This is a genomic window from Micromonospora endophytica, from assembly GCF_003236305.1.
Taxonomy (GTDB): domain Bacteria; phylum Actinomycetota; class Actinomycetes; order Mycobacteriales; family Micromonosporaceae; genus Micromonospora; species Micromonospora endophytica.
In genome coordinates, this window is record NZ_POTX01000056.1 from 1 (window position 1) to 19,058 (window position 19,058).

At 71.1% G+C, this 19,058-nt stretch carries 15 protein-coding genes and 1 pseudogene; 7 read left to right on the forward strand and 9 right to left on the reverse strand.

The genetic code is table 11. The annotated features are described in order from the left end of the window. The first annotated feature begins 17 nt into the window (after positions 1–17). The 6 genes from purD to C1I93_RS11135 all read left to right on the forward strand — a co-directional run bounded on the left by purD (position 18) and on the right by C1I93_RS11135 (position 10,624). A complete protein-coding gene (purD, locus tag C1I93_RS11110) occupies positions 18–1,274 on the forward strand; it encodes a phosphoribosylamine--glycine ligase (RefSeq protein WP_111243176.1) in 1,257 nt (418 codons plus the stop codon). 84 nt (positions 1,275–1,358) lie between these two features. Then, on the forward strand, positions 1,359–1,928 hold the full coding sequence (locus C1I93_RS11115) for an RNA polymerase sigma factor (protein WP_181445118.1): 570 nt from the start codon (positions 1,359–1,361) through the stop codon (positions 1,926–1,928). Beyond that, positions 1,925–2,521: a hypothetical protein gene (locus C1I93_RS11120; RefSeq protein WP_111243178.1), complete on the forward strand. Its 597-nt coding sequence runs from the start codon at positions 1,925–1,927 to the stop codon at positions 2,519–2,521. The genes C1I93_RS11115 and C1I93_RS11120 overlap by 4 nt, the downstream gene beginning before the upstream one ends. 183 nt (positions 2,522–2,704) lie before the next feature. Then, positions 2,705–3,337, forward strand: coding sequence for an OB-fold-containig protein (locus C1I93_RS11125; protein ID WP_111243179.1), 633 nt, complete (start codon positions 2,705–2,707; stop codon positions 3,335–3,337). A gap of 170 nt (positions 3,338–3,507) precedes the next feature. Then, entirely contained in the window at positions 3,508–5,529 is a 2,022-nt protein-coding gene (locus C1I93_RS11130; RefSeq protein ID WP_111243180.1) for a flotillin family protein, read from the forward strand. Beyond that, on the forward strand, positions 5,522–10,624 hold the full coding sequence (locus tag C1I93_RS11135) for a DNA repair ATPase (protein WP_220039565.1): 5,103 nt from the start codon (positions 5,522–5,524) through the stop codon (positions 10,622–10,624). The genes C1I93_RS11130 and C1I93_RS11135 overlap by 8 nt, the downstream gene beginning before the upstream one ends. A gap of 30 nt (positions 10,625–10,654) precedes the next feature. Here the strand turns inward: C1I93_RS11135 and C1I93_RS11140 are convergent, their stop codons facing one another. The 6 genes and pseudogenes from C1I93_RS11140 to C1I93_RS11165 form a co-directional block, all read right to left on the reverse strand. Next, a complete protein-coding gene (locus C1I93_RS11140; protein WP_223256345.1) occupies positions 10,655–10,942 on the reverse strand; it encodes a hypothetical protein in 288 nt (95 codons plus the stop codon). A gap of 91 nt (positions 10,943–11,033) precedes the next feature. Next, positions 11,034–11,345 carry a helix-turn-helix domain-containing protein gene (locus C1I93_RS11145; RefSeq protein WP_111243198.1) on the reverse strand — a complete coding sequence of 104 codons (312 nt, stop codon included), beginning with the start codon at positions 11,343–11,345 and terminating at the stop codon, positions 11,034–11,036. 504 nt (positions 11,346–11,849) lie between these two features. Beyond that, positions 11,850–13,004 (reverse strand): serine hydrolase domain-containing protein, encoded by a 1,155-nt coding sequence (locus tag C1I93_RS11150; protein WP_111243182.1) that lies wholly within the window; start codon positions 13,002–13,004, stop codon positions 11,850–11,852. Between the two features lie 96 nt (positions 13,005–13,100). Next, positions 13,101–14,663, reverse strand: coding sequence for an AMP-binding protein (locus C1I93_RS11155; RefSeq protein ID WP_111243183.1), 1,563 nt, complete (start codon positions 14,661–14,663; stop codon positions 13,101–13,103). 76 nt (positions 14,664–14,739) lie between these two features. Then, a pseudogene (locus tag C1I93_RS11160) lies at positions 14,740–14,862 on the reverse strand (acyl-CoA dehydrogenase family protein); the annotation flags it as partial. Position 14,863: 1 nt separating this feature from the next. Continuing rightward, positions 14,864–15,316, reverse strand: coding sequence for an SCP2 sterol-binding domain-containing protein (locus C1I93_RS11165; RefSeq protein WP_111243184.1), 453 nt, complete (start codon positions 15,314–15,316; stop codon positions 14,864–14,866). A 66-nt stretch (positions 15,317–15,382) separates the two neighbouring features. Between C1I93_RS11165 and C1I93_RS11170 the strand changes: the two genes are divergently transcribed. Further along, positions 15,383–16,027 carry a TetR/AcrR family transcriptional regulator gene (locus C1I93_RS11170; protein ID WP_111243185.1) on the forward strand — a complete coding sequence of 215 codons (645 nt, stop codon included), beginning with the start codon at positions 15,383–15,385 and terminating at the stop codon, positions 16,025–16,027. 45 nt (positions 16,028–16,072) lie between these two features. Here the strand turns inward: C1I93_RS11170 and C1I93_RS11175 are convergent, their stop codons facing one another. The 3 genes from C1I93_RS11175 to C1I93_RS11185 all read right to left on the reverse strand — a co-directional run bounded on the left by C1I93_RS11175 (position 16,073) and on the right by C1I93_RS11185 (position 18,968). Then, positions 16,073–16,738, reverse strand: a complete 666-nt coding sequence (locus tag C1I93_RS11175) for a DedA family protein (RefSeq protein ID WP_111243186.1) — start codon at positions 16,736–16,738, stop codon at positions 16,073–16,075. A gap of 331 nt (positions 16,739–17,069) precedes the next feature. Further along, positions 17,070–17,687 (reverse strand): DedA family protein, encoded by a 618-nt coding sequence (locus tag C1I93_RS11180; protein ID WP_111243187.1) that lies wholly within the window; start codon positions 17,685–17,687, stop codon positions 17,070–17,072. A 24-nt stretch (positions 17,688–17,711) separates the two neighbouring features. Beyond that, on the reverse strand, positions 17,712–18,968 hold the full coding sequence (locus C1I93_RS11185; RefSeq protein WP_111243199.1) for an adenylosuccinate synthetase: 1,257 nt from the start codon (positions 18,966–18,968) through the stop codon (positions 17,712–17,714). Between the last annotated feature and the right edge of the window lie 90 nt (positions 18,969–19,058).

Consider the following 19,058-nt stretch of genomic DNA (forward strand, 5'->3'; position numbering starts at 1 on the left):
GGGTAGGATGCGAGGTTGTGCGGGTTTTGTTGTTGGGTAGTGGTGGGCGGGAGCATGCGCTTGCGCTGGGGCTCGCCGGGGACGCGTCCGTTACGGAGTTGATTGCGGCGCCGGGTAATCCGGGGATTGCCGGGATCGCCGGAGTGGTGGAGCAGCGGGCTGTCGACGTGGCCGATCCGGGTGCCGTGGCGGGGCTGGCCGTGGAGGTCGCGGCGGACCTGGTGGTGATCGGGCCGGAGGCGCCGCTGGTGGCCGGGGTGGCTGACGCGGTACGAGCCAAGGGGATCGCGGTCTTCGGCCCGTCGGCCGAGGCGGCCCGGCTGGAGGGCTCCAAGGCGTTCGCCAAGGACGTGATGACCGCCGCTGGCGTACCCACCGCTCGCGCGCACGCCTGCACCGACGAGGCCGGCACCGCACGAGCGCTTGACGAGTTCGGGCCGCCGTACGTGGTGAAGAACGACGGGCTCGCCGCCGGCAAGGGTGTCGTCGTCACCGACGACCGGGCGGCGGCGCTGGCGCACGCGCGCGAGTGCGGCCGGGTGGTGGTCGAGGAGTACCTCGCCGGCCCCGAGGTCTCGCTCTTCGTGGTGACCGACGGCGAGGCGGCGGTGCCGCTGCTGCCGGCACAGGACTTCAAGCGGGTCGGCGACGGCGACAGCGGGCCGAACACCGGCGGCATGGGCGCGTACGCTCCGCTGCCCTGGGCGCCGCCCGGCCTGGTCGACGAGGTGATGCGCAATGTGGTGCAGCCGACCCTGGCCGAGATGCGCCACCGGGGCGCGCCCTTCGCCGGCCTGCTCTACGTCGGGCTCGCCGTCACCGCGGCCGGCCCCCGGGTGATCGAGTTCAACGCCCGCTTCGGTGATCCGGAGACCCAGGTGGTGCTGGCTCTGCTGGAGACGCCGCTGGCCGAGCTGCTGCACGCCGCCGCCACCGGCACGTTGGCCGAGCACCCGCCGCTGCGCTGGCGCCCCGGTGCCGCCGTGACAGTGGTGGTGGCCGCCGAGGGCTATCCCGCGAAGCCGCGTACCGGTGACGTGATCACCGGCGCGGAGCGGCCGGGGGTCATCCACGCCGGCACCGCCCGTCGGGAGGCCGACGGCGCGTTGCTCTCCGCCGGGGGCCGGGTCCTCTGCGGTACGGCCACCGGCACCGACCTGGCCGCCGCCCGCGACGCCGCCTACGAGCTGGTACGCGGCATCGAGCTGGCCGGTTCGCACCACCGGTCGGACATCGCCGCCGCCGCGATCGAGGGCCGGATCGCCATTCCATAGGGTCGCATTCCCGCTGCGGGTGGCGGTCGGTAAGAAACTCCGGCCGCACCGACAAGTACGGGTGTGAGACCACCTGGAGACGCTGTGCCGGACGGGCAGCAGAGCGCCGAGGACCGCCAGCGGCTGACCGACCTGTTCCGCCGGCATGGTGACGCGGTCCTCGCGTACGCCAGTGATCGGCTCGGCAACGATGATGCGCAGGACCTCGTGGGCGAGGTCTTCACGGTTGCGTGGCGGCGGCTGGCCACCATCCGGCACGGCGAGGAACGCCCGTGGCTGTTCGGGGTCGCCCGAAGGCTGATGCTGCAGCACAAGCGCGTTCGGGCCAGCGAGGCGGCCCTGGAGATCCGGCTGCGGTCGCAGGCCGAGGTCGACGGGGTGGAACATCCCGGGCCGGGTGTGCTGCGCAGGGCCGAGGTGCTGGCCGCGCTGGCGGCGTTGCCGGAGGCCGACCGTGAGGTGTTGCTGCTGCGGTACTGGTACGACCTGAGCGGCGGCGAGTCGGCGAAGGTGCTGGGGTGCACGGCTGCCACCTTCGCCGTACGACTGCACCGGGCCCGCCGCCGCTTCGAGCAGGCATACGGCAACCGGTCGATGGAGCCGCGCCCGCCGCTGACGGGCAATCTGACTTCGTACGTGAGGGGGCTGCGGTGAAGCGGCGAGCGAACGGAACCGAGCAGCTCATCGCGGCGGCCCGACCGGCTGACCAGGTCGGTTTCACCGCCACCGCACAGGGTGAGGCGGTACTCGCTGGCATCCTTGATCTGCCGCGTGAACCGGAGCGGCCAGCTCGCAAGAGCGGGAAGTTCACGGTCGCCGGTGTGGTGGTGGCGGGGCTCGTGGTCGCCGGCGGCACCACTGCGGCGATCGGTGGCTACCACGCGCCCACGGCACCGCCTGAGGCGCTACCGGCCAACGGTGAGGCGTTCGTGTGCGCCACGGCGGGGCTGAAGCGGATGGGGGACACCTGGTTGTTGGCGGGCGAGACGCCTGTCACCGCCTGCCGGCGAGCCTGGCCGTCGATTTTCGACCAGGACGCGCCGAAGCACCTGTACCCGTGCGTGCAGCGGGTCGAGGCGACCCCTTCACCACCGGGCGACGACGCCCCTGCCGCGCCGGCAGGGACCGCCGCGCCTTCCGCTACCGGATGGGGCACGCTCGTCTACGTGGTCGACGGTGCGCAATTCAAGGATCCCGCGCAGACGTGTGGCGCCGTCGGCATGCTGGTGGCCCCGATCGGCAACTGACCGAACGCCCCCGGTAACCGGCAGGTCGTAAGAGGTCCGGCTCGCCCGGTGAGGGGGCGGCCGGTCCACCCGCCCGGACCGGCGGAAACCAGCCGATCGGCGGCCTTCGGACGTTGACAGCCCGTGTCACGATCATCGTGTCGGCGGCAGGAAAGAGCCGCTGGCCACGGGGAGGAGGACGCGGTGACCGATTTTCTCGGCGCGGCCCTGAGCTTTCCCACAGTGTTGTTCAGTTTCCTGCTGGTGGTTGTCGTCGGCTACTGGCTGCTGGTGTTGACCGGTGTGCTGGATCTCGGCGACGACTTGGATGTCGACGGCGTGCCGGGCACGGTCCTCGCCGGACTCGGTCTCGGCGGTGTGCCCAGCGCCGTCATCTTCTCCCTGCTGGTGGCGGTCGCCTGGTTCGTCAGCCTGGCCGGCACGGCGCTGCTCGACGGCCTCGGCTTCGGCTCCGGCACCCGGATCGTCGTCTCGATAGGTGTTCTGCTGGCCGCGGCAGCCTGCGCGTGGCTGGTGACCCGGCTGGTCGCGGTGCCGTTGAGTCGGCTCTTCCCGGCCGAGTCGGACGCCACCCGGCACGCCTTCGTCGGCCGCCTCTGCGTGGTCCGCACCGGCACGGTCACCGCCGACTTCGGTCAGGCCGAGGTCACCGCGGCCGACGGCTCGTCGGCGGTGGTGCAGATCCGGCAGCCAGGCGAGGAGAAGATGCCGGCCGGCAGCTCCGCGTTGATCTACGACTACGACACCGAGGGCGAGTTTTTCTGGGTGATGCCCGCCGGGCCCACCTTCGACCCCCTGAGACATTCCGCCACGTAGCCGCCCTGGTGCCGCGGTCGCCCGCGGAGCACCCCGAATCGTCACCGGGTACAGCCGGAACCCCCAACCGCCGGCCTGTCCCACGCTGCCCCTGAGACGTCTCGAAAGGAGGATGCGCGGCGTCCCGCCCGGCGTACGCTGCCGGCCGCCCGCCGTCCGCGCGCCCAGCCATGGAAGTCATCACCACCGGAATCGGTGTACTCCTCGCCGTCGTCCTGCTCGTCGCGCTCGGCGTGGTGTTCATGGTCAGTCGGTTGTTCCGCAAGGTCGAGCAGGGCAAGGCACTGATCATCTCCAAGATCCGGCGGGTCGACGTGACCTTCACCGGCGCGGTCGTGCTGCCCGTACTGCACAAGGCCGAGATCATGGACATCTCGGTGAAGACGATCGACATCGAGCGGACCGGCAACGAGGGCCTGATCTGCCGGGACAACATCCGCGCCGACATCCGGATCACCTTCTTCGTCCGGGTCAACAAGACCATCGAGGACGTGGTCAAGGTAGCGCAGGCGATCGGCACCGCGCGGGCCAGCGACCGGGAAACCCTCCAGGAGCTGTTCAACGCGAAGTTCTCCGAGGCGTTGAAGACGGTGGGTAAGCAACTCGACTTCGTCGATCTCTACACCAAGCGCGACGAGTTCCGGGACCAGATCATCCGGGTCATCGGCACCGACCTCAACGGCTACAGCCTGGAGGACGCGGCGATCGACTTCCTGGAGCAGACGCCGATGGCACAGCTCGACCCGAAGAACATCCTCGACGCCCAGGGCATCCGGAAGATCACCGAGCTGACCGCGATCGAGCACGTCCGGACCAACGAGTTCCGGCGCAACGAGGAGAAGGAGATCACCCGCCAGAACGTCGACGCCAAGGAGGCGATCCTCGAACTGGAGCGGCGGCAGGCGGACGCCGAGGCCAAGCAGCACCGCGAGGTCGAGACGGTGCGGGCCCGCGAGCAGGCCGAGATCACCCGGGTACGCGCTGAGGAGCGGCTGCGGGCGGAGACCGCGAACATCCGCACCGACGAGCAGTTGGGCATCCAGCACGAGAACCGCGCTCGGGAGATCGCGGTGGCGGAGAAGAACCGCGAGCGGGTCATCGCCATCGAGACCGAGCGGATCGAGAAGGACCGCATGCTTGAGGTCATCGGCCGGGACCGGGAGACCGAGCTGAGCACCATCGCCAAGGACAAGGAGGTGGAGGCCGAGAAGCGGGCCATCGCCGAGGTGATCCGGGAGCGCATCGCGGTGGAGAAGACCGTGGCCGAGCAGGAGGAGAACATCAAGCGGCTGCGGGTGGTCGAGGAGGCCGAGCGGACCCGCCAGGCCGTCGTCATCCAGGCCGAGGCCGAGGCCCAGGAGAACCTGGTCAAGGACATCAAGGCGGCGGAGGCCGCCGAGGCGGCGGCCAAGCACAAGGCCCGCGAGGCACTGGTGCTGGCCGAGGCCCGGCAGCAGGCCGCGGAGCTGGACACCCGAGCGAAGATCCGGTTGGCCGAGGGAATCCAGGCCGAGACCGCCGCGGCCGGTCTGGCCGAGGTGCAGGTCCAGGAGCGCAGCGCCGAGGCGATCGAGAAGGTGGGCCGCGCCGAGGCCGCCGTGGAACGCGAGAAGGCGGTGGCCGCGGCCGACGCGGTGCGCGAGAAGCTGAAGGGCGAGGCCGAGGGTCTGACCGAGAAGGCCGCCGCGATGGCCGCGCTCGACGACGCCACCCGGGAGCACGAGGAGTACCGGCTGCGCCTGGAGCTGGAGAAGGAGGTCCGGCTGGCCGGGCTGGACACCCAGCGCCAGGTCGCCGAGGCACAGGCCAAGCTGGTCTCCACCGGCCTGGAGAAGGCGAACATCGACATCGTGGGTGGGGACAGCGTCTTCTTCGACCGGCTGCTCAGCTCGATCTCGTTCGGCAAGAGCGTGGACGGTTTCGTGGCCCACTCGGACGTGGCGAAGAACCTGGCGCAGCCGTGGCTGGACGGCAGCGCCAGCTTCACCGAGGACCTGACCCGGATGGTCGGCTCGCTGAACAGCGCCGACGTGCAGAACCTCACCCTGTCCGCGTTCCTCGCGCAGCAGATCCGCGCCGGCGGCGCGGACCAGGGCAAGCTCCAGGAACTGCTGAAGGCCGCGCAGCGGCTGGGCGTGGCGGAGACCCCGGTCGCCGCCCTCACCGGCTCGCGGCAGCGCGCCGGTGAGTGAGCCGATCGCCGGTCCGGCCGACATCGGGCGTACGCCCGACGCCGCCGGACCGGCCCCGGCCGGTGCGGATGCGTCACCGAACAGCGGCCAGCCGGGGCTGGACGACGGCAGCTACGAGGTGCTGCGCAAGCGGCTCGCGGCACAGGCCGCCGAGCTGACCCGGCGGGCGGAGACCCTCAACACCCGCCGGCTGGAGGTCTTCGGCAGCACCCAGCTGCGGTTGTTGAGCACCGAGCGGATCCGCACCGAACACAACTGCGTACCCCGGGACATCGTCTCGGTCGGTGGGCTGATGCTCTTCGGCTACAACGTCTTCATCGGCCTGAAGCCGGAGACGACTGTCGACGACGTCTTCTCGCTGCACCGCTTCGTCCGCGAATCCGGCGGATCCGGCGAACGCGGCCCGGGCGGCGAGCCTGGCGACGGTACGGACGCGTTCCGGTTCGACGAGGCCGGCCACGACGAACTGCCCGGCCTGCTGCGCCACCCGCAGTTCGTCCGTGACTTCGCCGAGCTGTACCGCTACTACCGGCAGGCCCGGCTGCTGCAACTGCGTCGGGTGGACGGCCGGCTGTTGGCGGTCTTCCAGACCGGGCCGCGCACCGAGGACATCCGGGTGCTGCGCTGGCAGGTAGGCGTCGACGGGGTGCCGGAGTACCTGGACAGCCGGGGCGAACGGGACCACGTCTTCCCGCCGAGCCACGACTTCGAGTGGATCGAGACGACCCGGGAGGACCACGTCCTCGGTCGGCATCCGCACATCTCCATCGCCGGTGAGGTCTTCGTCGAGACGGTGGGCGGCACGCTCACCGTCAAGGTGGAGAACAACACCGAGGTCGGCGAGGGCATCTACAGCGAGCCGGTGGACGAGCCGTTGCAGAGCCTGGCCGACGCCGACGTGCACTGGGCCCGGGTGGGTTCGCTGCTGCTGTTGCGGCTGCGGCCGTACAAGGAGACGCAGTGGCGGCATCTGGTCTTCAACACGCTGACCCGGGAGGTGGTCCGGCTCGACGGGATCGGCGTCGCCTGCCAGCGGTTGCCCGACGACCACGGCATCATCTTCCCCGGCGGCTACCACCTGGCCACCGGAGTCACCCGCACCTTCGACACCGAGGTCGCCGGCCTCGAATTCGAGCGGGTGGTGCGGTCACCCAACGGCGAGGACGTGCTCTACGTCTTCCACGCCCGCGCGGACGGACGGTCGCTGCTGCTGCCGTACAACGCGATCCGCAAGGAGGTGGCCGCACCGATCCCGTGCCACGGGTTCTCGCTCTTCGACGACGGCACGCTCGTGGTGTTCCGGGCGGTCTCCGAGGAGCCGACCCGGGTCCACCCGATGCAGATCTGGCAGACGCCGTACGTCTCCGACGCGTACGCCGCGGCGCAGCCGGCGGGGACCGGACCGCTGGAGCGGGTCGGCAACGCGGACCTGGTACGCGGCATCTCGGACTCGCTCTCGGCGGCCCGGATGGTCGACAGCACCGCCACCGCCGAGGTGTACGAGGCGCTGATCGCCGCCTGCGCCCGGATCAGCGACCACTACCACTGGCTCGGCGAGGACGACCTCGGTGACCTGGCCACCCCACTGACCGGGTTGCGCCGCACCGCCACCGCCGTGCTTGAGGAGCACGAAAAGGTCCGTACGCTCACCGAGCGGGCCCGCGCCGAGGTGGACGCCGGCGCCGAGCAGATCGCCTCGCTGGCCCGGCGGGCCCGGGGCGAGGCACCGCTCACCGCCGACGACTGGGTCGCCCAACTCGGTGGCCTGCGTCGGGCGCGCGGACACTTGGAGACACTGCGCGAGCTGCGTTACGTCGACCACGACCGGATCAACGAGCTGGCCGGGCAGCTGGACGAGGAGTTGGCGGCGGCGGGCCGGCGGGCGGTGGAGTTCCTCCGCCGCGACGAGGCGTTCGCCGGCTACCAGCAGGAGGTGGACCGGCTGGCCGGGCGGGCCGCCGAGATCGGCACGGTGGCCGAGGCCGGTGGGGTCGGCGACGAGCTGGCCGCCCGTACCGAAGGTTTGCAGACCATCACCGAGGTGGTGGGCGGGCTGGACATCGCCGACGCCACCGTCCGGACGCAGATCCTGGGCCGGGTCGGCGAGGTGCTGGGCGCGGTCAACCGGGCCCGGGCCGTGCTCGACAAGCGCCGGCGGGAATTGGCCGCGGTGGAAGGGCGGGCCGGTTTCGCCGCCGAGTTCGCCCTGCTCGGGCAGGCGGTGACCGGCGCGCTGGCAGCGGCCGACACCGCCGAACGCTGCGACGAACAGCTCGGCCGGCTGCTGCTGCGGGTGGAGGAACTGGAGTCCCGCTTCGGCGAGTTCGACGACTTCCTCGCCGAACTGTCCACTCGGCGTACCGACATCTACGAGGCGTTCTCCAGCCGCAAGCAGGCGCTGCTGGACGAGCGGGCCCGCCGCGCCGACCGGCTGGTCGCCTCGGCCGATCGGATCCTGGTCAGCGTGCAGCGGCGGGCCGGTGCCCTCGGCTCGCTCGACGAAATCAACACCTACTTCGCGGCCGACCCGATGGTGGGCAAGCTGCGTACGGTGGTCGAGGAGCTGCGTACCCTCGGCGACGCGGTGCGGGCCGAGGAGCTGGACGGCCGGGTCCGGGCCGCCCGCCAGGAGGCCGGGCGCGGCCTGCGCGACCGGCTCGACCTGTACGCCGACGGCGGCGAGACGATCCGGCTGGGTCGGCACCGGTTCGCGGTGAACACCCAGCCGATCGACGTGGCGGTGGTGCCGCACGACGGCCGGATGGCGGTGGCGGTGACCGGCACCGACTACCGCGCCCCGGTGCGGGACGAGGAGTTCCAGCAGACCCGGCGGTTCTGGGACCAGCTGCTGGTCTCCGAGTCGGCGCAGGTGTACCGGGCGGAACACCTGGCCACCGCGATCCTGTCCGCCGCCGAGGCGGGCCGCGACGGGCTCACCCTGGACGCGCTGCATGCCGCGGCGGTGGCCGGCGACGCACTGCGTGAGCTGGTCCGGCGGGTCGCCGAAACCCGCTACGACGAGGGGTACGAGCGCGGCGTGCACGACCACGACGCCGCCGAGATCCTGCGGGTGCTGCTGCGCCTGCACACCGGCGCGGGACTGCTGCGTTACCCGCCCGCCGACCGCGCCGCCGCCCAGTTGTTCTGGCGGTACGGCACCGACGAGCCGGCCCGGACGGCCTGGACCGCCCGCGCCGCCTCCCTGGCGCGGGCCCGGCAACGGTTCGGCCGCCCGGACGGCGAGGACGCCGCCGACCAGCTAAGCGCGCAGCTCGCCGAGGCGATCGACGCGTTCCTGCGCGACACCGGGCTGCCGCGTCCGGCCGACGACACCGGTTCGTCAACTGCGGCCGGTGGGACCGGGCTGGCCGGTGAGTACCTGTTCGCGGAGCTGTCCGCGCCGCCGGTGCGGTTCGTCACCGGCAGCGGGGCGCGGACCATGCTGGACCGGTTCCGCCGGGCGCTCGGCGGACCCCAGTCCCGCTCGTCCCGGGAGTTCGACGACGACCTGCGGGCCCTCGGCGACGACCTGGCCGGCCGCCATCAGCTGGTGCAGGCGTGGCTGACCGCCTTCCTCGCCACCGACGACGGCGACCTGTCCTCCTACGACCTGCCGGAGGCGGTCGCGGTCGAGCTGTGCGGCCCCGAGCTGCCCCGCCAGGACAGCACCGCCGCCATGACCGAGACGGTGGGCGGGCTGCTCGGCGCGCACCCCCGCATCGACGGCTCCACACTCGACGTCCGGCTCGACGAGACGCTGGCCCGGACCAGGGCCTTCCGCACCGAGCTGATCCCCGCGTACCGGGACTACCAGCGGCGACGCAACGCGCTGGTGGACGCCGAGCGGGACCGGCTGCGGCTGGAGGAGTACCGGCCGAAGGTGATGAACGCCTTCGTCCGCAACCGGCTGCTCGATGAGGTGTATCTGCCGCTGATCGGCGACAACCTGGCCCGGCAGCTCGGTGCCACCGGCGACGGCAAGCGGGTCGACCAGTCCGGCCTGCTGCTGCTGATCTCACCGCCCGGCTACGGCAAGACCACCCTGATGGAGTACGTGGCCAGCCGGCTCGGCCTGGTCTTCGTCAAGGTCAACGGGCCGGCCCTGGGCTCGAAGGTCACCTCGCTGGACCCGGCCGAGGCACCCGACGCCACCGCCCGGCAGGAGGTGGAGAAGATCTCCTTCGCCCTGGAGTTGGGCAACAACGTGCTGCTCTACCTGGACGACATCCAGCACACCAACCCGGAGCTGTTGCAGAAGTTCATCTCGCTCTGCGACGGGCAGCGCCGGATGGAGGGCGTCTGGGCGGGCCGCACCCGCACGTACGACCTGCGCGGCAAGCGGTTCGCGGTGTGCATGGCCGGAAACCCGTACACCGAGTCGGGGAAGCGGTTCCGGATCCCGGACATGCTCGCCAACCGGGCCGACGTGTGGAACCTCGGCGACGTGCTCTCCGGTCGGGAGGAGGTCTTCGCGCTCAGCTACATCGAGAACGCGCTGACCGCCAACCCGGTGCTGGCTCCGCTCGCCGGTCGGGACCGGGCCGACCTGGAGCTGCTGGTCCGGATGGCGCGCGGCGACGACTCGGTCCGCGCCGACCAGCTCTCCCACCCGTACCCGCCGGTGGAGTTGGAGCAGATCGTCTCGGTGCTGCGCAAACTGCTGCGGGTGCAGCAGGTGGTGCTGGCCAACAACCAGGCGTACATCGCCTCGGCGGCGCAGTCCGACGACGCCCGCACCGAGCCGCCGTTCCAGCTTCAGGGTTCGTACCGGAACATGACCAAGCTGGCCGAGCGGGTCGTCCCGGTGCTCACCGACGACGAGCTGGAGGCGGTGATCGATGACCACTACCTCGGCGAGGCGCAGACCCTGGCCTCCGGCGCCGAGGCCAACCTGCTCAAGCTCGCCGAGTTGCGTGGCCGGCTCAGCCCTGAGCAGGCCCGTCGCTGGGCCGAGGTGAAGGACGCCTATCAGCGGTCGAAGGCGCTCGGTGGTGCCGGTGACGATCCGGTGGACCGGACGGTCGGTGCGCTTGGTCTGCTCGCTGACCGGGTCGGCGGAGTAGCTGCCGCCATCGGGCGTGCCACCGACAGATGAGCAGGGGCGGTCCGTCCGGTCCGCCCCTGATCAGAACGGAGGTGCGTCTTCGCCCATCAACGCGAGCACGACGCCGCCCTTCCCGCGCTTGAGGCCCTGGACCACCACTTTGCCGGTGCTGCCGTCGGGCAATTCCAAGGTGAAGGTCTTCCCGACCGCGTTCTTGGGACCGTTGCCGGCGCTGTTGGCGGGTCGGAAGTCACCTGCCCACGGGGGGACCCCACCCTTGCGGGCGGGCTCGGCGAAAAGTGCGGCGGTGCCGGGGGTCCTGGTGCCGTCGGAGGAGAGAAGCACTGAGGCGCTGCGATAGGTAGCCATATCCGGCAAGGCTATCCCGGGCTGCGCTGGTTTGGGCCCCCACGATCGCCTTGTGTCGCGAACAGACACCGAGGGTGATTGCGATCTGTGCTCACGTCTCTTGTTGAAATCTGTGTTCGGCGTTCCGCTTGAGGGCTTCTTCGAGCTGATCTTCAAGGATGATGATGCGGCAGGCTGCTTCCAGCGGGGTGCCCTGGTCGACCATCTCCCGAGCCCGGGCGGCGAGGCGCAACTGGTAGCGGGAGTAGCGTCGGTGCCCGCCGGTTGACCGGAACGGGGCGATCAGCTTCACTTCGTCGAGCCGGCGCAGGAAGTCCTGCGACGCGCCGGTGATCTCCGCGGCGCGGCCCATCGTGTAGGCGGGGTAGTCATCGTCGCCGAACATGTCGTCGGGTTGGGCCATATGCATGTCTCCAAGACGAGGGCCCCGGCGCGAGAGCGCCGGGGCCCAGGGTTTCGGGTCGAAAAACACCATCTACCGACAGGTTCGTCGGGTTGTCGTTTCCGCACCCACCGCCCTCGGCGGTGTGGAGTGCGAGGATCGCATAAGCGTGACCGGAGACCACCTTTCGTTCGATGGAACTGCGGTGACCGCCCCAGAATGTGAACTCCGTCCTGGCGGCGGGCGATCCAACGGTGTTCAGCCCTCCCTTTCCTCTGCTTCTGATATCTGTCGTGCGGTGATGTCTGCTGCCACCGCTGTGCCGAGCGAGCCACGACATGGTTCCGGGCCCTGCTTGATGCTCGGTCTGCTTCGTCCGCGTGTTTCGTGGATCTTTTCTCTCAACACCAGGAACACTAGTCAGTCCCGGCAAGAATGTCTAGCGCTTTGAGCACAGATTTTCTCGCCCGCTGTCCGAGCTTCCCGGGATGTCAGTCGATGGTCACCCGCCGGTGACGTTAGGTGTCAGGCGAGCGCCAGGATGGCACCGAGGAGTCGCTGAGCGAGCGCTGACTGCCCGTCGGCCTTCGCGTCGGTCGGGGTGGCGGCGAACGTGACCCGGACGGCACTGTCCTCGGTGCCGCCGATGAGCGCCTGGTAGCCGTAGCGGGCACCGGACTTGCCCCAGAAGCTGCGGCCGTCGGGGAGCCGCACCGAGGAGAGCCCGCCGTTGCTCAGCTCCGCGCCCTGCCACGGGTGGGTGAACAGCTCGCGTTGCTGCGCGGGAGCGAGCAGCCGACCGCCGAACAGGGCGGCCGTGAACCGGTCCAGGTCGGCGAGGGTCGAGATGAGATCACCGGCGGCGGGTGTGAAGGTCTGGCTCCACCTGGTGGCGTCCACCAGCTCGGGACGTCCATCGCGGCTCACCGACTGGTAGCCCCGGACGTGTGGGCCTCGGATGCCGGTGGCGACGCCCGGCGCGTACGTGTCGTGCATCCCGAGCGGCCGGAAGATCCGCTGCCGCATCTGCTCCGCGTACGACATGCCGGTCAGCCGCTCGATCAGGATGCCGGCGACGATGTAGCCCATGTTGGTGTAGCGCTGCGCCGTGCCTGGCACGTACTCCGACGGGTTCACCAGCGCTGCCCGGACGATCTGCTCGGGGGTCCAGCGGTCATAGCGGTGGGCCAGTTGCCAGTCGAGCCCGCCGGGCAGGACCGGGCTGGGCAGGCCGCTGGTGTGGGCGAGCAACTGTCGTACGGTGATCGCCGGCCAGTGGGCCGGGATCAGGTCCGGCAGGTACGGCCGCACCGGTGCGTCGAGGTCCAGCTGGCCCTCCGCCACCAACTGATAGACGACCACGGCGGTGAAGACCTTCGTCACGCTGCCGATCCGGAACCGGGCGTGTGGCGGCACCGGTGCCGTGGATTGCAGGTCGCGGACGCCGAAGGTGTCGTGGAAACACCCGGCCGGGGTGGTGACCCGCAGGTGGACACTGGTGGTGGTGAGTTCCTGATCGGGGATGGGGCCGACCGCCGCCACCAAACCGGTGGGGTCGAGGGTGCCGAGGTGACATCCCCGCTGCGCGGCGGGGGCTGCCGTGACCGGAGCGCCCGCGGTGCCGACCAGCACGGCGCCGAGGGCGACACCGGCGATGAAGGTGCGTCTGAACATTCGCATCGGCTGATCCTGCCCAGCGGGCGGGACGGCTGGATCCGGGAACGCCCGGAGTCCGCCCGGAGTGATCGCCAGTAAGGGCTGCCCGGGAGGGGATGGTCAGCCGAGGTGGCGGCGAAGTTCGCGGGTGAGCACCTTGCCGGTGGCGTTGCGCGGCAGGTAGTTGACGAAGACGACGTCGCGGGGCACGGAGAAGCGGGCGAGGTAGTGCCGGACGTACTCGCGGACCGCGTCGGCGTCGAGGGTCTCGCCGGGGCGCAGCGCGAGGAAGGCGGCGAGCCGCTGGCCGTACTCCGCATCCGCCACGCCGATGACGGCGGCCTCGCGTACCTGGGGGAGTTGGGCAAGCAACTGCTCCACCTCGGCGGGGAAGACGTTCTCCCCACCGGAAACGATCATGTCGTCCGCGCGGCCGTCCACGAAGAGCAGGCCGTCGGCGTTGAGTCGGCCCAGGTCGCCGGTGTTCAGCAGGCCGTCGTGGCGTTCCCGGTCCGCGCCTGAGGTGTAGCCCTCGAAGAGCATCTCGTTGCCAACGAAGATCCGGCCGACCCGGCCGCTGGGGACCGGCTCGCCCGCGTCGTCGAGGATCGCCAGTCGGGTGCCGTACGGTGGCCGACCGGCGGTGGTCGGGGCGGTACGCAGGTCGGCGGGGGTGGCGATGGAGGCCCAGGAAGCCTCGGTCGAGCCGTACATGTTGTAGAGAACGTCGCCGTAGGCGCCCATGAAGGCCGCCGGTAGACCACCGGGAAGTGCGGACCCGCTCACCGCCACCACCTTCAACGGCGGGCGGGGATCCGGTGCCGGCAGTTCCAGCATGCGTTGCAGCATCACCGGCACCGCGAACAGCCCCCGGCAGCGCTGCTCCACCAGGGCATCCAGGGTGGCGGCCGGGTCGAAACGCCGGTGCAGCACGATCGTGGCGCGCAGCGCGAAGCAGACCTGGAGGGCCGCGTACCCCCAGGTGTGGAAGACCGGCGCGGCGATCATGACGCGGTCCCGGGCGTGCAGCGGGATCCGGTCGATGATGGACACCAGCGGGCCGAAACCGGTCGGGATGGGTCGGCGCGCACCCTTCGGCACGCCTGTGGTGCCGGAGGTGAGCACGATGGTCCGGCCGTCGCGTTCGGGCGGGGGCAGATCGCCCGGGAGGGCGGTGCGGATCAGTTCCTCGCGGGCGCGCTCGTCGAGGCGTTGCAGCTCGGCTGGCAGCCCGAGGGTCCGCTCGGTGAACTCGTCGTCGTGCACCAGCACCCGCAGCCGTTGCTCCCCGGCCACCGTGGTCAGCTGCGCCGGGGAGAGACCGGTGTTGACAAGCACAGCGTCCGCGCCGAGCAGGGTGGTGGCGACGAGGGTCTCGATGAGTCCTGGATGGTTGCGGCAGAGTACGCCGATCCGGTCGCCGCTCTGCACGCCCATCCCGGCGCGCAGAGCGCGGGCGAGCCCTACGCAGCGGTCCAGCAGTTGGGCGTACGTCAGCTCGTTGCCCTGGTCGTCGATGACGGCGACCCGGTCCGGGTCCCGGGCGGCAGCCTGGCGAAGCTCGCCAGCGATGCTCCAGCCCCACCTGCGCAGCGCGTTGAGCTGGGACGCGACCCGGATCGGGCGGCCCGGGGTGAGCAGGCCACGGCGGGTCAGCGTGGTGACGATGAACGGTAGGTCCATGTCCGCGTACCTCCTTCGGCCGCCGGGGTACGGTCCCGCGTGGACGATCGGTTCAGCGGATCTGCGTACCCGAGATCGGGGTCTGCTCTCGGGCGGCCCACTCGGCGGCGGCCGGGCGCACGACCTCGGTGGCGAAGCCGTGCACCCAGTCGCGTAGGTCCCGCTGTTCCTCGTTCAGGTCGAGCGAGAATTCGACCATCTCAGCTCTTGGGGATGTCGAAGAGGTTCGCGATGTTGGCGGCCAGACCCAGGTCACCCTTTGCCTTGAGCTTGCCGGTCATGAACATGATGACCGGGTTGGCGCTCCCGGAAACGATCTTCAGGAACTCGACCGGGCCCATGGTCAGGCTCAGCCGGGGCTCGTGCTGCGGGGTCTCGTTGACCGTGCAGGTGCCGTCGGCGATGACCACCTCGTAGGTGTCGGTGCCGCCGTCGGGGCCACCGGTGATGTTCCAGTGGATGACCGCGTTGGTCGAGCCGGCCCGGTCGGCGCGGAAGAGCTGCGGCATCCGCCCGAAGACCTCACCGAGGATCTTGCCGCGCAGCTCACCCGACATCACCTCGGCGAGCTTGCTGTCCGGGGTCTTCTTGACGAGTTCGGCGAACTCCTTGGGGCCGACGTTGGAGAAGTTGGCCGGATCGAAGTCAGTCATGGGGTTGCACCTCTCGACAATGGCTACTCATGCGTAACCTTACGTACGAGTAGGTATGCTCGCAAGGTGGTCACCACGCCCGCCTTCCGGCGCCTGCCCCGGGCCGTACGCGAACAACAGATGCTCGACGCCGCCGTACGGGTCTTCTCCCGCCACGGCTACCACGGTGCCAGCATGGACGAGATCGCCGAGAAAGCCGGCATCTCCAAACCCATGGTGTACGCGTACCTCGGCACCAAAGAAGAACTCTTCGTCGCCTGCCTGCACCGCGAGGGCACCCGGATGATGGAGGCCATCGCCGGCGCCGCCGTCCCCGACCTGCCCGCCGACGAACGACTCTGGCGAGGGCTGCGGGCCTTCTTCGGCTTCGTGGGCGCGCACCGCGACGGCTGGGCGGTCCTCTACCGCCAGGCCCGCGCCGAGCGCGCGTTCGCCGACGAGCTGACCATGATGCGGGCACGCATCGTCGAGGTGGTCGCCGGCATGCTCGACCACGCGCTGCGCGCCGAAGGGCGCGAGGTGGCCGAGACCGAACTGGAGGTGGTCGCGTACGCCCTGGTCGGCGCGAGTGAGTCACTGGCCGACTGGCTGGCCGACCACCCCGACGCCGACCCGGAAAAGACCGCCACCCGGATGATGAACGTCGCCTGGCTCGGCGCCGCCCAACTCCTCCACGGCCACACCTGGCACCCCGGCATGGAGGGCATGTAAGGCGGGTCCCCCTATTAACGCCTGGTGTAGAGGAAGGGCCCCCTATTAACAAACTCGTGGCGGCGGCTGCCCAACCGCCGGCAGCGACGAGGGCTGCCCAACCGCCAGCAGCGAACGCGCGCGCCGCCGGCGGTGTGCCCAGCGGGCTGTCTCCACGATCACGGTGACGGTGAGCGCCAGGCCCAGCCCGAGCAGCAACCCCCGCAGCGGATCCTGTTCGAAGGCGAGCCCGCCGAGGTAACCGACAAGTGCCGAGTAGAGCCCCCAGGTGCCGGCGGCGAGCAGGTCGAACGCCAGGAACCGTGGTCGGGGGAACCGGGTCGCGCCCATGGTCATGGTGACGGCGGTCCGACCGCCCGGGATGTACCGCGCCACCGTCAGGATCAACCCACCGCGTTTGGCGATACCCCGGCTGGCCCAGCCGTACGCGGCGCGCCGCCGCCCCCGTTCCGGCAGTCGCGCGAGCAGGCGTCCACCGCCCCGCCCGATGGCGTACGAGATGTGGTCGCCGACCAGGGCGCCGGTCGCCGCGACCGCGATCACCGCCCACAGCTCCGGTTGCCCGGTCGCCGCGAACACCCCGGCGGTGATCACCGCGGTTTCACTGGGCACCACCGGAAAGAAGCCGTCGACCACCGCGATCGCGAAGATCGCCAGGTAGACCCAGGGGGAGGACATCGTCTGGTGGAGCAGGTCGAGCGCCGATTCCATGACCCCGATCCTGCTTCCGGCGCGGGCTCTCGCCATCGGCCGATGGTTGTTCGCGCCCTCTCACCAAAGTCGTAGCCGGCCCTGAGCCCACCTCCGGGCCAACCCTGAGAGGCCGGCCCGGCAGCCCGGCCCGGCAGCCCGGCCGTGGCGGTCCTGGTGCGGGCAGCTTCCTGCTCAAGGCCGCCGCGCCGGGCAACCTGGCCGGGCGACCGGGCCGCCGTGAGTGCGCGCCGTGGCTGGCGGTGGCGCTACGCTCGCGCCCACCGTGATCCGACTCCGTCGCGGAAACGTGGCCGGTCGGCGTGCTGCCGCCCTGATCGGCGCTGACTGCTCAGCGGCGAAGGGCGGCCCGGCGGTGCGCGCGGTGACGCAGCCAGCGGGCCACCTCCAGCAGCACGGTGACCGTGATCGACAGACCGATGCCGGCCAGGATTCCGAGCAGCGGCTGGCGCTCGAAGGCCAGCCCACCGAAGATGCCGAGCAGCACGCAGTACAGCGCCCAACTCGCCGCCCCGATCAGGTCGAAGAAGAGGAACGGCCGCAGCGGGTAGCGGACCGCGCCCATGGTCAGCGTGACCGCGGTCCGCCCGCCGGGCACGTAGCGGGCGGCGGTGAGGATCATGCCGCCACGGCGGTCCACCGCCCGTCGGGCCCACTCCGACCCGGCCCGGCGTCGACTCTCCGCCGGTGAGTGGTCCAGCCGGCTCGATCCACCGAGGCGGCCGATCGCGTACGAGACGTGGTCGCCGACGAGTGCGCCGAGCGTCGCTGCGAGCGCCACCAGCACCAGGTTCGGTTCGCCGCCGGTGGCGAGGACGGTGACCGTGATGACCGCCGCCTCGGCCGGCACCAGCGGAAAGAACGCGTCGACGGCGGCGAGCCCGAACAGCAGCAGATACACCGACGGTGAGGTGAGCGTGTGCCGAAGCAGTTCGAGCGCAGCCTCCATGACTCCATGCTCGGGCAGTGGCTGTTAATAGGGGGCCCTTCCTCTACACCAGGCGTTAATAGGGGGACCCTCCTTCTCCTCGGCGGTGGGGCCGTGGGAGGTGAGTAGGACGGGGGTGTCGAGTGCCTCGGCGACGGCTTGCGGCCAGTCGGTGGGTGGGCTGTCGTCGTAGATCGGGCGGGCGCGGAGCAGGCGGGCGGTGAGTGCGGCCTGCCGGTCGAGGTCGCCGGGTGGGCCGGGCAGAAGGCGGTCCAGGTTGTCGTAGCGGCGGCAGATGCGCAGGTCGAGGCCGCGTCCGACGAGATCCAGGTGGGTCAGCGCCAGGCCGTCGACCCCACCGGCGACCCGCAGGGCGTACGCGTGGGCGACCGCGTCGAAGTGGCCGAACCGGAAGCGCCCCTGCCACGGGTTCGTCGAGTTGTGCCTGTCGGCCAGCGGCAGCGCCGGGTCCTCGGTGACCAGCGGGCCCGGTCCGTGTCGGGTGGTGACTGTGCGCAGCACCCCGATCCGGGTCGCCGTCCCGGCCAGTCCGGCCTCGTTCAGCAGGGACTCCGCGTTGGTGTAGGTGGTGGTGCTCCAGGTGGTGTACGGGTGGAAGCCGTGCCACTCGTCCAGCAGCACCCCCTGCGCGCCCTCGAACACGCACGGCCCGGACCGTAGCGCCCCGGCCAGCCAGGACCGGTCGACGATCGCCACCCGCTCGGCGAAGGCGCGGTACGCCGGCAGGCAGTCGGCGACCGGCGGGGCGTCCAGCGGGCCGAGTTCCGCGGTGAGTCGGTCCCGCAGTGCGGTCAACCGGCGACGCAGCAGTTCCGGGCTGCGGCAGTCCGCCACCCGGGGTGCCTCGGCGGGGTGGGCGAGGCCGTACGCGACGGTCTCGCCCACCCCCAGCCCGCAGGAGCCGTGCCGGTCGGCACCGCGGGCCAGTTCCCGGGCCCGGTTGGCGGCCCGGTGGTACGGGGTGGCCAGCAGCGCCTCCCCGTCCACGGTGAGCCGGTCGAGCGCGTCGGGCACCCCGACGGCGGCGAGGTGATCGGCTTCGGCGGCCAGCGCCAGCGGATCCACCACCATGTGCCGGGACAGGTGCGTCCGCACCCCGGGCCGGAACGTGCCGGCACCGAACTGCGCGAACGTGTGGTGCCGGCCATCGCGCAGGACGACGTTGTGCGCCGCCTGCGCGCCCCCGTTGAACCGGACCACCGTGTGCACCGGCCGGGTCGCGCAGAGCCAGTCCACGACCGTGCCCTTCCCGGCGTCGCCGTACCCGAGGTCGACCACGATCGCGTGCTCACGACCGCCGCCACCCGCCGCGCCGACCGCGCCGACCGAGCCGGCCGCGCCGACCGAGCCGGCCGCGCCGACCGAGCCGGC